General features: G+C 71.5%; 12 protein-coding genes. 6 read left to right on the top strand and 6 right to left on the bottom strand.

The features are described 5' to 3' along the window. Positions 1-65: 65 nt before the first annotated feature. The gene (locus BMY97_RS49395) at positions 66-848 is read left to right on the top strand and encodes a SigE family RNA polymerase sigma factor (RefSeq protein WP_342744059.1); all 783 of its coding nucleotides are present in this window, start codon (positions 66-68) and stop codon (positions 846-848) included. After that, the gene (locus BMY97_RS29515) at positions 845-2,023 is read left to right on the top strand and encodes a glycosyltransferase family 39 protein (protein WP_245787560.1); all 1,179 of its coding nucleotides are present in this window, start codon (positions 845-847) and stop codon (positions 2,021-2,023) included. The genes BMY97_RS49395 and BMY97_RS29515 overlap by 4 nt, the downstream gene beginning before the upstream one ends. A gap of 56 nt (positions 2,024-2,079) precedes the next feature. Here the strand turns inward: BMY97_RS29515 and BMY97_RS29510 are convergent, their stop codons facing one another. Next, complete coding sequence (locus BMY97_RS29510) at positions 2,080-4,350, bottom strand: M4 family metallopeptidase (RefSeq protein WP_091622826.1); 2,271 nt, start codon at positions 4,348-4,350, stop codon at positions 2,080-2,082. A 355-nt stretch (positions 4,351-4,705) separates the two neighbouring features. Beyond that, the gene (locus BMY97_RS29505; protein ID WP_091622823.1) at positions 4,706-6,445 is read right to left on the bottom strand and encodes a DUF1003 domain-containing protein; all 1,740 of its coding nucleotides are present in this window, start codon (positions 6,443-6,445) and stop codon (positions 4,706-4,708) included. Positions 6,446-7,216: 771 nt separating this feature from the next. Between BMY97_RS29505 and BMY97_RS29500 the strand changes: the two genes are divergently transcribed. From BMY97_RS29500 to BMY97_RS29490, 3 genes are all read left to right on the top strand, one after another. Continuing rightward, positions 7,217-7,858, top strand: a complete 642-nt coding sequence (locus BMY97_RS29500; RefSeq protein ID WP_091622821.1) for a DUF3558 family protein — start codon at positions 7,217-7,219, stop codon at positions 7,856-7,858. A gap of 803 nt (positions 7,859-8,661) precedes the next feature. Continuing rightward, positions 8,662-10,470 carry a gamma-glutamyltransferase gene (gene ggt / locus BMY97_RS29495; RefSeq protein ID WP_091623189.1) on the top strand — a complete coding sequence of 603 codons (1,809 nt, stop codon included), beginning with the start codon at positions 8,662-8,664 and terminating at the stop codon, positions 10,468-10,470. Positions 10,471-10,915: 445 nt separating this feature from the next. Then, on the top strand, positions 10,916-11,953 hold the full coding sequence (locus BMY97_RS29490) for an NADPH:quinone reductase (RefSeq protein ID WP_091622818.1): 1,038 nt from the start codon (positions 10,916-10,918) through the stop codon (positions 11,951-11,953). A gap of 256 nt (positions 11,954-12,209) precedes the next feature. On the opposite strand, the gene BMY97_RS47275 is transcribed toward BMY97_RS29490, so the two are convergent. Beyond that, entirely contained in the window at positions 12,210-12,377 is a 168-nt protein-coding gene (locus BMY97_RS47275) for a hypothetical protein (RefSeq protein WP_177231600.1), read from the bottom strand. A gap of 68 nt (positions 12,378-12,445) precedes the next feature. Then, positions 12,446-14,314 (bottom strand): hypothetical protein, encoded by a 1,869-nt coding sequence (locus tag BMY97_RS29485; RefSeq protein WP_245787559.1) that lies wholly within the window; start codon positions 14,312-14,314, stop codon positions 12,446-12,448. A 204-nt stretch (positions 14,315-14,518) separates the two neighbouring features. On the opposite strand from BMY97_RS29485, the gene BMY97_RS29480 reads away from it, so the two are divergent. Further along, positions 14,519-14,953 carry a nitroreductase family deazaflavin-dependent oxidoreductase gene (locus BMY97_RS29480; protein WP_091622816.1) on the top strand — a complete coding sequence of 145 codons (435 nt, stop codon included), beginning with the start codon at positions 14,519-14,521 and terminating at the stop codon, positions 14,951-14,953. Positions 14,954-15,006: 53 nt separating this feature from the next. Here BMY97_RS29480 and BMY97_RS29475 read toward each other — a convergent pair whose 3' ends face one another. Both BMY97_RS29475 and BMY97_RS29470 read right to left on the bottom strand, forming a co-directional pair. After that, complete coding sequence (locus tag BMY97_RS29475) at positions 15,007-15,888, bottom strand: SRPBCC family protein (RefSeq protein ID WP_091622813.1); 882 nt, start codon at positions 15,886-15,888, stop codon at positions 15,007-15,009. Further along, the gene (locus BMY97_RS29470) at positions 15,888-16,508 is read right to left on the bottom strand and encodes an ArsR/SmtB family transcription factor (RefSeq protein WP_091622812.1); all 621 of its coding nucleotides are present in this window, start codon (positions 16,506-16,508) and stop codon (positions 15,888-15,890) included. The genes BMY97_RS29475 and BMY97_RS29470 overlap by 1 nt, the downstream gene beginning before the upstream one ends. Between the last annotated feature and the right edge of the window lie 65 nt (positions 16,509-16,573).

The following is a 16,573-nucleotide window of genomic DNA, read 5'->3' as shown; positions in this document are numbered from 1 at the left end:
CGCTTGTGACCTGAGTCACCACGCGATCAGGCAACCCGGCGAGGCCCCGGAGGCCTGTACCCGGTGTGGAGCAAGGCTCGGAGGACGAGTTCGTCGCGTACGTCGCAGGTTCCTCGGCGTACCTGCGCTCGACCGCGTTCGTCCTCCGCGGGGACTGGCACCGCGCCGACGACCTGCTGCAGGTCACCTTCCTCAAGCTCTACCGGGTGTGGCCGCGGCTCGTCCGGCGCGGTGAGCTGGACGGGTACGCGCGGCGGATGGTCGTGCGCGCGTTCCCGAGCGGGAACCGGCGGAAGTGGCGTTCGCGCGAGCACCTGCCCGGCGAGCTGCCGGACGGGCCGGCGGCGCCGGAATCCGACCACGCCCAACGCCTTTCCGTCCGCACGGCGCTCGACGGCGTGCCCCCGAAGCAGCGCGCGGTCCTCGTGCTGCGTTATTGGGACGACCTCAGCGTCGAGGAGACTGCCGAGGTGCTCGGCCGGCACCGTGAAGAGCCAGTCCGCGCGGGGCCTGGCGACGCTGCGCAAGCTCCTCGATCCCCTTTCAGCTCGGGTGACACCCACCTACCACCGGCCACCGCTGCCCCGGTCCGGCCCGGCCGCCGCCCACACGACACTCACCAGTCACCCGGCACCATCACTCACCCGCACAACACCCACCACTGGGCCGCCACCACCACCGACCCGCACGACACCCACCGGCCACCGCCCACCACCACTCACCCGCACACCACCCCCAACCGCCCCTCGCCCGGCATCACCGCCGACTCCGACCCCACCGGTGTCCCCGCCGGACCCCGTCCGCCGGTATCTTCGGGGGGCCCGCACCACCAGGAAGAACTGCCTTGACGACACTCGCAGAACCGGCCGCCCCCAGCCGTCCGGTGATCCGCTGGTATCAGCGGCCCTACGTCCGCACGATCGGCGTGTACCTGCTCGTGCGCGCGTTCGGCGTCGCCGTGCTGGCGGTGTTCGCGGCGAAGACCGGCCAACCGCTGATGGACCGGCTCACCGCGTGGGACGGGCAGTGGTACCTGGACCTGGCCAACCACGGGTACTTCGGCATCACGCGCGGCCTGTACGACGCGGCCGGGAACTACGCGCCGAACACGCCGCTCGCGTTCTTCCCCGCGTACCCGATGCTCGCGCGGGTCCTCGCGCCGGTGACGCTCTCGAGCACGTTGGTGGCCGAGCTGCTGCTCAGCGCGATCGCCGGGTGCCTGGCCGCGTGCGCGATCTTCCGGCTGGCCCGGCTCGTCGACGGCCGCGAGCGGACCGGGCTGCTGCTGGTGGCGCTGTGGGCCGGGGCGCCGATGGCCATCACGCTGTCCATGACCTACACCGAGGCGATGTTCACCGCCCTGGCCGCCTGGGCGCTGGTCGGGGTGGTCGAGCGCCGGTGGCTGCTGGCCGCCGTGTGCTGCGTGGCCGCGGGACTGACCCGGCCGACGGCGACGGTGCTCGTCTGCGTGGTCGGGCTCGCGGCGCTGATCGCCTTCTTCCGCACGCGCGACCGCTGGCAGACGCTGGTCTGCGTCGTGCTGTGCCCGCTCGGGCTGCTCGGCTTCTGGACCTGGGTCGCGATCAACACCGGCACCCCCACCGGCTGGTGGGACCTCGAGCGGAACAACTGGTGGACCCGCTTCGACGCCGGTCGCGAGGCGGCGCAGTTCGCCTGGGACAAGCTGGTCCCCGGCGCCTCGGTGATGGAGACGATGACCGTCTTCATCCTGCTGGCCGGGGCGGTGCTCGCCGTGCTGCTGTTCCGGCTGCTGCGCCCGCTGGCGCAGTGGTGGCCGCTGGCCGCGTACGGCGCCGGGATGCTGGTGCTGGTCATCGGCACCGCGGGCCTGCCGTCGGCGAAGGTGCGGTTCCTGCTGCCCGGCTTCATCCTGCTGTACCCGGTCGCCCGCGGCCTCGCCGCCCGCCGCCCGGGCACCGCGATCGCCACGGTCGCGGGCTTCGTCGTCCTCGGCAGCTGGTTCAGCGCCTACGCCCTCACCGGCTGGCACTACACGATCTGAACGCACGGAAAACGGGCAGGGAAACGGTTTCCCTGCCCGTTTTCCGTCCTATCGGGTCAGCTCAGGGTCACCGCCAGGTCGTCGAGGACGAAGGACGTCTGCAGGGACGCGTCCTCCACGCCGGTGAACTTGAGGGCGAGCGTCTGGCCGGCGAACGACGACACGTCGACGGTCTTCGCGGCGTAACCGCTGACCTGGTCGAGGTTCGAGTAGCTGGCCAGCGTGGTGCTGCCGCCCGCGACGGTGAGCTTGTCGTAAGCGGTGGCGCCCGTTTCAGAGGTGTCGATGTGCAGGGAGTACGTCAGCGTGGCGTGGCAGCCGGCCGGGATGCTCACCGACTGCGCGAGGGTGTCGGTGTGCGACTGGCCGTACCCGTCGAGCCAGGCGTTCCAGGTGCCGCCGTGGGCCGGCTGCTGGCTGCCGTTCTGCGCGATCACGCCGGTGGACGCCGTCCAGCCGGTGGCGCCGGATTCGAAGCCGGGGTTGACCAGCTTCTGGCCGGAGCAGCCGGTGGTGGTGCCGACCGTCCAGCTGAACGTCGCCGTCCCGCTGTGGGCGGCGCTGTCCTTCGCGGTCACCGTGACGTTCGACGTGCCCGCCGTGGTCGCGGTGCCCGAGATGGTGCCGGTGGAGGCGTTGATCGACAGGCCGGCGGGCAGGCCGGTCGCGGTCCAGGTGTACGGCGCGGTGCCGCCACTGGCCGTGAGCGGCAGGTTGACCGCGGTGCCGGTGGCCGTGGACTGGTTGCCCGGGCTGGACACCGTGACCGTGCCGGTCGCGCTGCACGTCGGGTCGCCCGACTGCGCCGGCACGCTGATCGCGTCCCACGCCGCCTTCACGGTGTTGAACTGGGTGCAGCTGCCCGGGAACAGGTTCTTCGCCGCGGTCAGCGTCCAGGTGCGGTACTTCAGGTACGAGCTGGCGGAGGTCTTCAGCAGCATCGCGTTGTAGAAGATCTTCACCGCGTCCTGCACCCCGAGGCCGGTGACCGTGGAGCTGTTGCAGGTGGTGCTGGTCGGCTGCCCGTTGGTCGGGTTGGTGCCTTCGGCCAGCAGGTAGAACCAGTGGTTGCCGGGGCCGGCCGAGGCGTGCACCTCACCGCCGGGGACGGAGCTGTCGTAGCAGTTCTTGTCCCCGAGCGCGGACGGGTTGTACATGTTGCGGATCGGGCCGCTGCCGACGAGGTTGACCTGCTCGCCGACGAGGAAGTCCGGCACGTCGTAGGGCGCGGGCTCGTTGGCGAACCACTCGGTCGAGGCACCGAAGACGTCGGCGACGAACTCCTGGGTGCCGTTGCCGGAGATGCCGCCGGGGGTGTGGTCGTCCACGCCGTGGCCGTGCTCGTGGGCGACGACGTCGATCGAACCGATCCACTGGTTCGCGGTGTTGTGCCCGACCTGCACCTGGGTGCCGTCGTAGTAGGCGTTCTCGTCGTTCAGGCCGACGCGGATCGGCCAGCCGCCGCCGTTGCCGTCGAAGCTGTTGCGCCCCAGCCACTGGGACAGCATCTTGTTCTCGGTCTGCGCGGCGAACAGCGCGTCGACGCAGCCGGTCTCGCGGCTGGTCGCGTTGCCGGTGCCCCAGTGGTCGTCGGGGCCGCTGAAGGTGGTGTTGTTCGCGGCGTCCTGGCAGCTGACGTTGGTCAGCGTCGGGTCCTTCATGCTGTACGTGCCGCCGGACTGCGTGGTGTTCAGGGCCACCGGGTTCGGCCCGTTCCACGCGCTGTTGCCGTCGTGCAGGACGTGCTCCTGGGTGTGCAGGACCTTGCCGGTGAGGGCGTCGACGACCACGTCGAGCCGGGCCGGGCCCTCGGCGTCACGGCCGGTCACGGTGCTCTCCCAGGCGAGCCGGGGCGAGCCCAGCGCGTAGGTGACGAGCTGCGCGGCGCCCACACTGTCCACAGTGGGCAGCTGCTGGCGGGCGGTCCCCTGGGCCTGCGCGCCGGTCACCGACGGGGTGACGCTGGGCAGGTCGATGGTGGCGTCCTGCGCGACCGACGTGCCGACCACCTGGCCGGTCGAGTCGGTGGCGACCACGAAGTCACCGCCGACGACGGGCAGGCCCCGGTAGGTGCGGTCGTACGGGACGTACTTGAGCCCGTTGGTCGAGGAGATCACGTTGTGCTGCACGAAAACGTCGCTCGCGCTGGCGTGCAGGGCGGCGGGCCGGGAGGCCACCAGCCCGGCCGCGGCGCTGACGGCCATCGCGTCGGCGGTCTGCGCGGCGGCGGGGGCCGCCGGTTGCGCCTGGGCAGTCGGGGTGACGGCCAGCGCGGCCGCCAGGACACCGGTAGAACCGAGGACGGTCAAACGTCTCAGTTTGTTCATCGAAGAAGCTCCTCCGGGCAGGACGGACACGGCCCGGGGTCACCAGGCCGTGCACGGTCGGGGTGGGGAAACTCGCTGTGTGAAAACGGGGTGAAATCGGAGCAGGGAACGGAAATCAGGATCCGGCGCGGACACCGGGGAAACAAGCGACGAAGGTAGTGATCTCATCAGTCGGCGGCAATAATTCCCATAAAGGACATTTCGGGAGGGTGCCGATCAGCGGAAAGTGTTGGCACGACTGAAGATCAGGCCGCACGGGACTACTCCGAATGGCCCTGGATCGGCGTCTCCGGAAAGGACCGAGGCCGCCGTGCGGAAAGCGTTGCGCCGTCAGGAATCGCGGCGACGCGACCGGTCAGTCCTCGTTCCTGGCGGCCTTCCGGACGGCGTCGATCGCCGCGGTCTCGGCGGGAGTGCGGCGCTGGGCCCCGAGGCCGAGGAAGCCGCCTTCCTGGTTCGCGTCGGCGACCACCGTCGCGATCTCGACCAGGAACTCCCGGAAGTCCGGCAGCTCCGCCGGTGCGGTGCGGGCGACGATGGCAGCCGCCGAGCGGATCGCCTCCAGCGCCGGCACCTGGTAGTCGGCGTACTTGATCCCGGGCCGCAGCCCCGTTTCGAAGGTGCACGCCGCGGTGAGTTCGCGGATGAGCCGCCTCGGGTGCGTGACGCTGGCCTCGCGCAAGGTCTTGATCAACGTGAACATCTCGTCGGAGTCGACGCCTCCCACGGCGAGCGCGGCCAGTATCCCGGCCGCCATCATCGCCCGCTGCAGGACTTCCTGTTCCGGCGCGGTGAAATCCGCTTCCCCGGCGCCGTCACGTGCCCGCCCGTCGCGGACCACCTGCATGCCCACACTCGCCACCAGGCCGGGGATGCTGCGCGCCACGTGCAGCCGCCTCGCCCGCGCCGGCTCGGGAAGCCGGTCCCACGGCCCGAGGTCGGGCACCGGCCCGTCCACCGGCTGCCCGGTCCGCTCGGCCAGCCACCGCTCGTGCTCCTGCCGGGCCAGCAGCGCCACTTCGCTCTCGTCGAGGGTGATGGTCAGCGTCGCATCGAAGGCCGGCACCATCACGCAGCCGACGGTGGCCAGCTGCTCGCCGAGCTGCCTCGCCTGGGCCTGCGCCAAGGCCTTGTGCTCGGGGGGCAAGTGGTCCCATCGGAGCCGCAGCGGGCCGCTGTCACCGGCGCGTGGCCCGGGGCTCGTTTCCCGCAGGGCGTGGCTGTCCGCATCGTGGATGGCCCGCGCGAGATCCTCGATCAGCTCGCCCCGGGTGTAGCGGCTGAGGTCGTCGATGAGGCGGTCCTGCGCCAGGAGGCGTGCCTTCATCCGCCCGCACTCGTGCAGGATCGCCTCGCCGTTGAAGAACGTCTGCTCGGAACGGCGGTCGCCGGCCCGGCCGAGCACGCCCTGCCCGACCATGATCACGATCATGAAGATCAGCTGGGCCAATGTGGACAGAAAGGACATGAACGCGAACGGGTAGGGGTCGAACCGCTGCACCCCCAGCGCCGCCAGGCCCATCCAGACCACCTGGGTGCCGGCCGCCGCGTAGAACGCGGCCATGCTGCCGAGGCGTTGCGTCAGCCGCGCGGCGATGCGGTCGTTGACGCTCACTTCCTGGTCGAGGGCCTGGGCCGGGCGCCCCACCTGATGCCGCTCGATCCACGGGTGCGGGCTCGACTCCAGCAGGCTGACCCCGCGGCTGAGCGCGCGGTCGTGCCGGTCGAGGTGCTGCTGGAGGTCCGCGATCCGGGCGAAGACCGCCTCGGCGTTCTCGTAGGTCTGCACCGACCGGCGGTCCGCGGCGCGGCCCAGCACCCGCTGCCCCACCAGGATCACCAGGCAGAGCACGAGCTGCACGACGTTGTCCAGGAACAGAAGGAACGCGAACGGATACGGGTCGGCCGCGTGCAACGGCCCCCAGGTCGCCAGCGCCATCCAGCCCGCGACGAGGACGAGCACCACGTACAGCGCGGGCATCGAGCCCACGACCCGGGTCAGCGCGGCCGCGATCGCGCCGTTGAGGCCGACCCGCTCGTCCGCCGTGGTGACCGGCTGCCGACGCGGCCGGACCCGTCGGCCGGTGTTGCTCACAGCTTCTCCCACCTGATCGCCGGACCCGCGACGGTTTCCCACCGTCGCGATGCCCCGTCATTGTGGACCCCGGCGGCGATGGGCCCCCACCGCCACCACAGCCGCGCCACCGAAGCACCCGATCCAGCGAACGGGAGGGAAGTCCGTTGCGCCCCAAGGCGAAGCCGCGGCCCACCACCGGCCGCGGCGGGCGCAGGCTAACCACCGGATGCTGGCAGAACGCTGAGAACGCTCCGTGGGCGCGCGCGGCGGAACCCGGTAGCGTTCTGGTACCCGGAAACGGTGCGGTCCCGGGTTTCCGGACTGGCCGCGAGCACGGGCAGGATCGCCGAACGGGCCGCGAAACGCGAGGCGGGCCGGGGGAAGGCGAGGCGGTGAGATGAGCGGCCGGCGCACAGTGGCAGTCGCGGCGATGGGCTTGGTGGCACGGTTGTCTCCGGGCGCGGTGGCGAGTCCAGGCCCGGGCGGGGTGGGGGACTTGGCCCCGGGCATGGTGGCGCGCCTGGTCCTGGGTGTGGTGGCGCCGTTGTCCTCCGTCGTGGTGGCGCGCCTGGTCACGGGGGTGGTGGCACGCCTAGGCCCGGGCAGGGCGGGACGCTTGCCCCCTCGGGTGATGGCACGCCCAGCCACAAGCGTGATAGCACATCTGACCCCAGGCAGGGCGGGACACTTGCCCCCGCGGGCGATCGCGCGCCCAGCCACTAGCGTGATGGCACACCTGACCCCAGGCATGGCGGGACACTTGTCCCCTCCGGTGATGGCGCGAGCGTGATGGGACCCCTGATCCGCGGCAGGGCGGGACGACTGGCCCGTCGCGCGATGGCGCGCCCAGCCACGGGCGGGGCGAGACGCTTGTCCCCGCGCGTGGTGGCGCGGTTGGCGGCGGGCGTGGTGGTGGGTGCAGCCGGGCTGGTGGCCGGGTGCTCGGGGCCTGCCCCGGTGCCGCCACCGTCCCCGTCGACGTCCACTGTGGACCCGATCGATCTGGCCGCCTTCGAGAACGCGCCCTGCGGGCTCCCCGGCGACGCGGAACTCACCCGCTTTTCCTTGACCAAGCCCGGACTTCTCACCACAGTGGCCGGAATTTCCCTGTGTGATTGGGTTTCAGCCAATCCGCGGGCCGCTCGCTACCAGGCCGGCGTGGACCGGCGTTCCGGCGGTCTCCCGGGGTTGCGGCGCCGGACCGCGTTCACCCGGTCCGGGCCGGACGTCATCCACGGATACCCGGCGGGCCACGCCGCCGCGGACCGGACGGCGGGCCGGTGCACCGTGGACGTGGGAGTCGCCCCGGACACGGTGCTGCGGGTGACCGCGGACATCCCCGCCCCGGGCCCCCTGTCGGACGACCCGTGCGCCGACGCCGACCAGTTCGCCGGCGCGATCATCGGCTTCCAGGGGCACCGGGCCCCCTGAGCGCCCTCCGCCGGACACCCACGCCCTGGCCACGACCGGAAACCCGCTCCGATCACCTCCGGCCAGACCACGATCCCGCCACCCGCGATCGCCCCAGCCGACCCGCACCCCAACCACCATCCCAGCCGGACACCCGCCAACTGCCTCGAGCCAAACGACGCCACCTGCGACTGGGACCCGACCCCGCCACCCCACGCCCGACCACCCACACCCGCGATCACTGCAGCCGATCCGCACCCCAGCCGGGCACCCGCACCAAGCGCCCGACCGCCACCAACCAGCCCGCAACCACCAGCCACCGGCACCCGACCCCACCACCCACACCCGGCCACCCCGCAGCCCAACCACCACCCCAGCCGAACACCCGCACCGAACGCCCGACCGCCTCCAGCCAGACCACGACCACCAGCCAGCGGCACCCGACCCCACCACCCACACCCGGCCACCCGTACCGCAGGCCCGGCCACCCTCCGCAGGGCCACCGCCGTGGTCACGGATCGTCTTCGGGGCAGGCCGCGATCAACCGAGGCCGCGGCGGGGCCAAGGCCCGGGTCCACCACGCGTGCCCGCCAACAGGTCACCCACGCAGCCGGGTTCTACAGCGGGCGGGCGCTCATCTGAGCACATCGGCTCCACCCGCGCCCTAAATCCGGCTCAAGTCCATTTCGCTCGCGCGGCCGTAGTGCTAGACCTGGCCTGCCCAAGTTCGCGAGTTGCCTCGAGGTGTCGCGGCCGCCGGGGAGGTCCCGGGGGACGTGCACGGACCGGCCGGGCCGGCCGCCTCGTCCCGGGAAGGGATGCTCATGCGTACCAGCAGGAACTTCAGAGCCGCGGTGTCGATCGGCCTCGTCGCCGGTCTCGCCCTGGTCTCCGCCGCGGCGCCGAGTTCGGCGCAGCCCGCGCGGCCGCTGCCCGCCAAGCAGCCGGTCGCCGAAGGATCGGGCGGCGCGGTCGTGTCCGACACCGCCGAGTCGACGCAGGCCGGCATCGACGTCCTGCGCCGGGGCGGCACCGCCGCCGACGCCGCCGTCGCGGTGGCGTCCACGCTCGGCGTCACCGACCCCTACGTGGCCGGGCTGGGTGGTGGCGGCTACTTCGTCTACTACGACGCGAAGACCAAGAAGATCTCCACCATCGACGGCCGCGAGACCACCCCCGCCGCCGACAGCCCCACGATGTTCATCGACCCGGCCACCGGCAAGCCCTACGCCTTCGAGACGGCCGTGGAGAGCGGCCGCTCGGTCGGCGTGCCCGGCATGCTCGCGACCTGGGAGCGCGCCCTGCAACGGTGGGGCCGGTTCAGCCTCGCCGACAACCTGCGCCCCGCCGAGGAGGTCGCCGACCGCGGGTTCGTGGTCAACCCCGCCTTCGCCCAGCAGACGCAGCAGAACGCGGCCAAGCTCGGGCACTTCAGCTCCAGCGCGCAGCTGTTCCTGCCCGGCGGCAAGGTCCCGCAGGTCGGCTCCGTCATGCGCAACCCCGACCTCGCCGCCACCTACCGGCAGATCGCCCGCCAGGGCACCGGCGCGTTCTACGGCGGCTCGATCGGCCGCGACGTGGTGGGCACCGCCCAGAACCCGCCGCTGGCGCCGAACGCCCCGATCCAGAAGATCACCGGGCCGATGCAGCTGTCGGACCTGAAGGCGTACCAAGCGCTCGACGGGACGCCGACGCACATCAACTACCGCGGTTACGACGTCTACAGCATGGCGCCGTCCTCCAGCGGCGGCATCACCGTCGGCGAGTCGCTCAACATCCTCGGCAACTACGACCTCGCGCACATGGACCGGGTCCAGGCCCTGCACCACTACCTGGAGTCCAGCCGGCTCGCCTTCGCCGACCGCAACCGCTACATCGGCGACGCGCGTTACGTGAACGTGCCGCAGCAGCAGTTGCTGTCGAAGTCCTTCGCCGCGACTCGGGCCTGCCAGATCGACCCGGCCAAGGCGGGCAAGAGCCCCGTCGCCCCCGGTGACCCGTACGCGCCGGGCGGTGGCTGCACGACCGTGCCCGCCGCTTCGTCGGACAGCAACGAGCAGCACACCAACCACTTCGTGGTCTCCGACCGCTGGGGCAACGTCGTGTCCTACACGAACACGATCGAGCAGTCGGCCGGCAGCGGCATCACCGTCCCGGGTCGCGGGTTCCTGCTCAACAACGAGCTGACGGACTTCAACTTCGCCCCGACGCAGGGCAGCGCGCCCGACCCCAACCTGCCCGCGGGCGGGAAGCGGCCGCGCTCGAGCATGTCGCCCACGATCGTGCTGCAGGACGGGAAGCCGTTCCTGGCCGTCGGCTCGCCGGGTGGCGCGACCATCATCACGACGGTCCTGCAGGTGCTGGTCAACCGGCTCGACCTCGGCATGACCCTGCCGCAGGCGATCGCCGCGCCGCGCGCGTCCCAGCGCAACGCCGCGACGAGCGACGCCGAGCCCGCGTTCATCGCCCAGTCCACGACCGCGGGGCTGCAGGCGCTCGGCCAGAGCTTCACCGACGTCGGCAGCATCGGCGTCGCGGCCGGGCTGGAGTTCCTGCCGCACGGCCGGATCCTCGCGGCGGGCGAGCCCTCCCGCCGCGGCGGCACGGCAGCGGCGGTGGTGTCCCGCCACTGACCCTGCCGGCCGCGCAACCACCGGCCCTGACCCGCTGACCCGTGATCCGGCCGGACCCGCTACCCAGGCCGACCGGGCGGGCAGCCGGCCGGCCCGCTACCCGGGCCGGCCATTGACCCGCCGTCCGGCCCGCTTCCCCGACCGGGCCGGACGGCGCCCGGGCCCTGTCCGCCCGCGTGCCTCACCGGCCGCGGGCGGGCGGGGCCTTCCCCATTTCGGCCCCTCCCCACCCGGCCCTCGCCCGGTCCGCCCTGCCCTCTCGGCCATCCCGGCCCAGCCCTCGCCCGGTCCGCCCTACCCCTTCGGCCATCCCGGCCCGGCCCTCGCCCGGCCAGCCCTGCCCGGCCCTCCTCCCCCCAAGCCTTTCCAGGCCCACCGGCCGACCCGCGGGCAGGTCCACGGCACCGCGGGAATAACCCGGTGCCACGCGGTGATTGCACCCCGCATGAGAGCTGTCACGTACCGCAGTCCCGGTGGTCCCGAGGTGCTTTCCCTGTCCACCCGTGAGCGCGCCGAGCCCGGGGCCGGCGAGGTCCGCGTCCGCATCGTGGTCTCCGCGGTGAATCCGACCGACTGGAAACAGCGGCGGGGCGCGGGAGTGACCGCGGTGGACGGATCCGTGGAGACCGTGCCGAACCAGGACGGCGCGGGCGTCGTCGACGCGGTCGGGACCGGGGTCAGCGGGATCGAGGTGGGCGACCGCGTCTGGGTGATCCTCGCGGCCGCGTACGGCCCGGGGTCCGGCACCGCGCAGGAGTACACCGTGGTGCCGGCCGAGCATGTACTGCCGCTGCCCGACGGCGTCGGGTTCGACGAGGGCGCGAGCTTCGCCATCCCGGGCCTCACCGCGCACCGCGCCCTGACCGTCGCCGAAGGCGGACCGGACCGGCTCGCGCCGGGCGCGCTCGAAGGCACCACGGTCCTGGTCGCCGGTGGCGCCGGCGCGGTCGGGAACTCGGCCATCCAGCTGGCGCGCTGGGCCGGGGCGACGGTGATCACGACCGTCAGCACCGAGGCGAAAGCCGAACTCGCGCGGGCGGCCGGCGCCCACCACGTCCTCCGCTACACCGAGCCCGGTCTCGAGGACGCGATCAAGCAGCTCGCGCCGGACGGCGTGGACCTGATCGTCGAGGTCGCCGCGGGCGTGAACGCCGAGCTGGACTCGCGGGTGCTGCGGCCCCACGGCACGATCTCGATCTACGGCGACGACGGCGGGACCGGCACGGTGGGCCTCTCGTTCCGGGCCAACGCGTGGGTCAACGCGCGCTACCAGTTCGTCATCCTCTACACCCTCGGGATCGACCGGCTCCGCGCCGGCGCCGAGTCGATCTCGGCCGCCATGGCCGGCGGCGCCCTCGCCATCGGGGAGAAGACCGGCTTGCCGATCCACCGCTTTCCGTTGGCGGACACCGCATCCGCCCACGCGGCGTCGGAGAACGGCGCCATCGGGAAGGTCCTGATCGACGTCACCCCGGCCGGCTGAGCCCCGGGTGGCCGGTACGAGGGGTGCCGGCCACCCGGAACCCGGCGCTCCGGCGGCCCGATAGCCGACGTCGATCGCCTTCTCCCACTTGCCCACGACCAGGGTCGCCACACAGTTGCCGGCGATGCCGGTGAAGACGAACGCGGCCGAGCACCAGCGCGATGCTGCTGACCGGGATCGTGTGCGTCGCCCTGAGACGTCAGCAGCAGCAACGGGCCCAGCTGCGCCTGCCAGCCCAGGTCGGTGCCGGTGACGCTCACCGCGGCGAAGTACGCCAGGGCGGCTGGCCCGGCATCGTGGTCCCGGTGGTGAACAGGCGGAATCCGGACAGCCCCTGGTCCTGCCGGTACCGGCTGCGCTCGACCGCGTCCGGGGTCGACCGGGGCAGGAGGTTCTCCGGACAACCTCGTACGCGATCGTCCACACCGAAAAAGCCGCCTCCCCGGAGCGGATCCGGGAAGGCGGCTGGGGTTCTGCGACGGAGTCAGCGGGTCACGGATAGCTCGTGACGTTCACCGGCTTCGTGCCGTCCGGCGTGACGTCGCCCGTGTCGTTGACGACGTGGGTGATCGTGCCCCGGTGGTTGAGCGAGACCGTGAGCAGGCTGTGCAGCTTCACCCCGGCGTTCTGCGGGACCTCGAACGCATGGGCGCTGGCCACCGCGGGGTTGGTGTCGAAGAAGCAGTAACTGCCCAGGCCCCAGGCCTCGTGTGAGGTGACGTTGTCGCCGACCTTGTACGCCGCGTAGCCGGTGACCCCGGGCGCGGAGTTCCACGAACCCTGGTCCGGCACGTCGTAGGGCATCTCGTTCTGGAAGAAGATCGTCTTGCCGCCCTGGCCGTTCCAGATCACCTGGAACTTCTGGTAGTGCTCGACGAACAGCCCGGTCGCCTCGACGTTGTCGCCGTTGACCAGCACGCCGGTGTCGGCGGTGTTGGTGGTCCAGCCGACCGTGCCCGGGTTGCCGTGGTCGGCGCGCCAGGCCCAGACGTGGTCGATGATCGTGTTGTTGCTGTTGACGACCAGGCTGGTGGTCGCCTTGCCGGCGATCTGCCCGCCGACCCGGAAGAACACGTCCTGCAGGGTGGCCGGGTCCTTCGAGTGGTCCGCGGACCCGCCCTCGTCGCCGACGGTCAGCAGGGACTTCGAGTTGGCCGTGCCCGCGTCGAACAGCAGGCCCTTGACCCGCACGCCGTCCACGTCGGCGACGTGCATCGCGTCCACGCCGTTGTCCGGCACCAGCGTCGGGTAGCCGACGCCGAGCACCACGGTGTCGGGCCAGGTCACGTTCAGCGTCTTGTCCAGGTGGTAGGTGCCCGGGGTGAAGAACAGGTTGCAGCCCGAGGAAAGCGCGTTGTTGATCGTGTCCGCGGTGTCGCCGGACTTGACCACGTAGAACTGGGTCATCGGCACCGAGTCGCCGGGGGTGTCGCCGTTCGCCCAGCTCGGGCCGGAGGCGTTGGTGCGCAGTGCGGGGCGGAACACCTGGTAGTTGCCGCTGCTGTCGACATAGAGGTACGGCACGTCGCGCGAGACCGGCGTGGTGTCGAGCGTCGTCTCCGGCGGGCTCGGGAAGGTGTTCGCCGGCGCACCGCTGGTGCCGGAGAAGACCATGTTCCAGACGCCGCCGTCCCAGCTGCCCAGCGCGGAATCGCGGGTGTACCACTGCTGCTGCGAAATGGACGCGGCCTGACCGGAGACGCGGGTGTCGGCGAGGTAGCCGCCGCTGGCGTAGCCGTAGCTCGCGGGGAAGAGCTGAAGCCCGCCCTTGATGTCCATCCGGCGGAACGGCGCGGCCTGCGAAACCGCCCACCGGTCGTTGCCACTGGACGGCGTGACCGCCATGTTCTCCGCGGAGCGCCAGAAGTTCTGCAGCGCCGAGCCCTGGTCCGACGGGTTGAACGCGTCCACGGTGATGTCACCGTTGATCTGCACGTCGTCCGGGTTCTTGCCCAGTCCGGCGACCGAGGTGTAGTAGCCGACGTTGTCGTGCACGCCGTAGGTGCCCGGCTTGAACAGGTGCGCCACGCGGCCCTCGGAGAACTGCGCGGTCTGCGTGTCCTTCTGGGCGTTGAAGTCCTTGTCGAGCTGCGCCTGGATGGTGTCAGCGGGCATGCTCGGGTCGAAGACGTGCACGTTCGGGCCGAAATCCGGCTGCGCGGGCTGACCGGTGCAGCCGGCCTGCGTACCGTTGCCCGCCAGAGGCCGGTCGGCGCCGGCCGCGGCGCCCGGGATGCCCAGTCCCGCCGCGGTCAGCAACCCCGCGGCGGTCAGGGCGACCGCGGCGACCGGGCCGCGACGGCCTCGCAGCAGCCGTCCTGGTAGCCGTCCTCGTACTGACTGTCCAAAGGTCCGGTCCACGCCGTGACACCTCCGCCGTTGGGGATTCACCGACCACATATTTGTTGTTCGCGACAACAAAGTAGCTTCCAGGGAGGAATCCGGCAGTCACGGTTGGGTAACATTTGTCTGGACCAATGATCGAATACGGCCGCGCGTCGCAGAGATCGAGTGCGCCCGGACCCCGCGGGAATAGTCACTGTCCGCGTCGGGTTGACTTCGGGCATGGCCGATGAGAAAGCCGAACTCAGCCCGACGGGCTGGGTTCAGGACCAGACGAAGACCATCCTCGAGACCGGCACCACGGAAGGCCTGCAGGTGGCCGGGTCGCCGATCGTGCTGCTGACCCTGCGCGGCGCGAAGTCCGGCAAGCTGCGCTACACGCCGGTGATGCGCGTGGAGCACGAGGGCAGCTACGCGGTGGTCGCCTCCAAGGGCGGCGCGGACGAGCACCCGGTCTGGTACTACAACATCAAGGCGTACCCCGAGTTCCCGCTTCAGGACGGGACCGTGACCAAGGATTACGTGGCCCGCGAGGTCGAGGGCGACGAGCGCGCCGCGTGGTGGGAGCGCTCAGTCGCGGCGTACCCCCCGTACGCCGATTACCAGAAGAAGACCGACCGTCAGATCCCCGTCTTCGTGCTCGAGCCCAAGGCCTGAAAAAGCTCGTGAGTGTTGGGGACGGTCAGCACCGTCCCCAACACTCACGAGTGCTAGTCGACGGTCATCAGGCCGTCCGGGAGGCCGTCGAGGCCGACCTCGACCCACCTCGTCCGCCAGTTCTCGACCTCGTGGTAGCGGCGCAGTTCCGCCAGGCCGGCGAGCGCGCCGAGCCAGCCGTCGTACGGCGGGCGGGCCTCGTCGAATCCACTGTGGACGAAAGTCAGCCGGGTGCGCCCCGCCGAGTCGTCCAGCTCCCAGGACTGGACCATCTCGCCCCAGTCGACCGACATCGAACGGCCCGGCTGGAGGTCGACGATGCGCGCGGGGGTGGGGTTCGCTTCGAAACCGCCCATCGCCCAGCGGCCGCCCGGGCGCAGCTCGGCCTCGACCTTCGCGCCGAACCACCGGGAGAACTGCTCCGGCTCGGTCAGCGACGCGTAGACCGCGAGCCGATCGGCGTCGATCACCAGCTCGTCGCGCAGCACCGCGCTCGTGAAGTCGCACAGCGCGACGGGTTCCCGTCCTTCGGCGTAGTCGGCCAGATTGGCCAGGACCAGCGCCCAGTAGGTGTGCATGAGGCTGCGGTTGCCGGGGGTCGACAGTGCTTCGGGCCAGCCGATCACCTCGGCCTGGGTGAGCGTCAGCAGGGTCGATCCGCCTTCCCCCGGCTCGGCGGCCAGTCCGATGTCGACAGTGGTGGTGACGCCGTCGAGCTCCCAGTCGAAGCGCAGCGAGCTGTCGTCGACGTGCCGCAGTCTTTGGTGCGGCGCTTCGCCGTCCGGGGTGAAGCGGCCCCAGAACCGGTACTGGCCGGGCAGGTCCACCTCGGCGTGCTCGGCGAGCCAGACCCGCAACGCCGCCGGGTCGGTGAGCGCGCGGTGCACCGCGCCGGGCGAGGCGGCGATCCGGATGCTCTTCTTCAACGTGGCCATCAGTCTTCTCCTTGTCGGCTTCGGTCGTCTTCGTCGTGGGGGCGGTCGGGGTAGCAGGCGACGGCGAGCTTGAACGCGTCGCCTTCGGCACCGCCGTACTTGGTGAACAGGTCCTGCAGCGCGGACTTCAGGTCCGCCATGAACTCGGGCCGCCGGTCCGGCCGCACCCGGATCTCGCCGGAGACGCCGAGCGACGGCAGGTCCGGCTCGGACTCGCTCTCGTCCCGCTCGACCCGCTGGGCCGCCTGGGCGTGGAGGGCGGCGACGTCGTACTGGACCTCCTCCATGAGGTCCAGCAGGTAGCCGAGGCTGGCCTCGTCGCGGTGCTGACGCCGGCCGATCCGCCCGACGAGGCGGGGCGAAAGCCAGTACGCGCGAGCGGTCGCCTGGTAGACGCCCTCGGTGATGCCGCGCACCCGCCGCTCGTCGACCCGGGTGACGAGACCGTGCTCGACCAGCCGTTTGACGTGGTAGTAGACGCGCTGCTGGGTCTGGTCCAGCCGGGCGGCGACCTCGGTGCACGAGCGCGGCTCGGCCAGCTGCCGCAGCACCTCGATGCGCTGCGGTTTGAGCAGCGTCTCGGCCTGTTCGACGCGCTCCAGGTAGAGGAGGTCTCTCATCACAAAAATCATCCTGGACGTACAAAATCTTTTTGTCAATAGGCCGTGGGCCAGTAGGGAGCGCC

This window comes from Amycolatopsis saalfeldensis (assembly GCF_900110575.1).
Classification (GTDB): Bacteria; Actinomycetota; Actinomycetes; order Mycobacteriales; family Pseudonocardiaceae; genus Amycolatopsis; species Amycolatopsis saalfeldensis.
This window is presented reverse-complemented; position numbering and strand designations above follow the sequence as displayed.

Bases quoted from the DNA above. Each gene is read 5' to 3' on its own strand.
- BMY97_RS29490 (WP_091622818.1), top strand. From the start codon at position 10,916: ATGAGAGCTGTCACGTACCGCAGTCCCGGTGGTCCCGAGGTGCTTTCC.
- BMY97_RS29470 (WP_091622812.1), bottom strand. From the start codon at position 16,508: ATGAGAGACCTCCTCTACCTGGAGCGCGTCGAACAGGCCGAGACGCTG.
- BMY97_RS29500 (WP_091622821.1), top strand. From the start codon at position 7,217: ATGGGACCCCTGATCCGCGGCAGGGCGGGACGACTGGCCCGTCGCGCG.
- ggt (WP_091623189.1), top strand. From the start codon at position 8,662: ATGCGTACCAGCAGGAACTTCAGAGCCGCGGTGTCGATCGGCCTCGTC.
- BMY97_RS29475 (WP_091622813.1), bottom strand. From the start codon at position 15,888: ATGGCCACGTTGAAGAAGAGCATCCGGATCGCCGCCTCGCCCGGCGCG.
- BMY97_RS29480 (WP_091622816.1), top strand. From the start codon at position 14,519: ATGGCCGATGAGAAAGCCGAACTCAGCCCGACGGGCTGGGTTCAGGAC.
- BMY97_RS29510 (WP_091622826.1), bottom strand. From the start codon at position 4,350: ATGAACAAACTGAGACGTTTGACCGTCCTCGGTTCTACCGGTGTCCTG.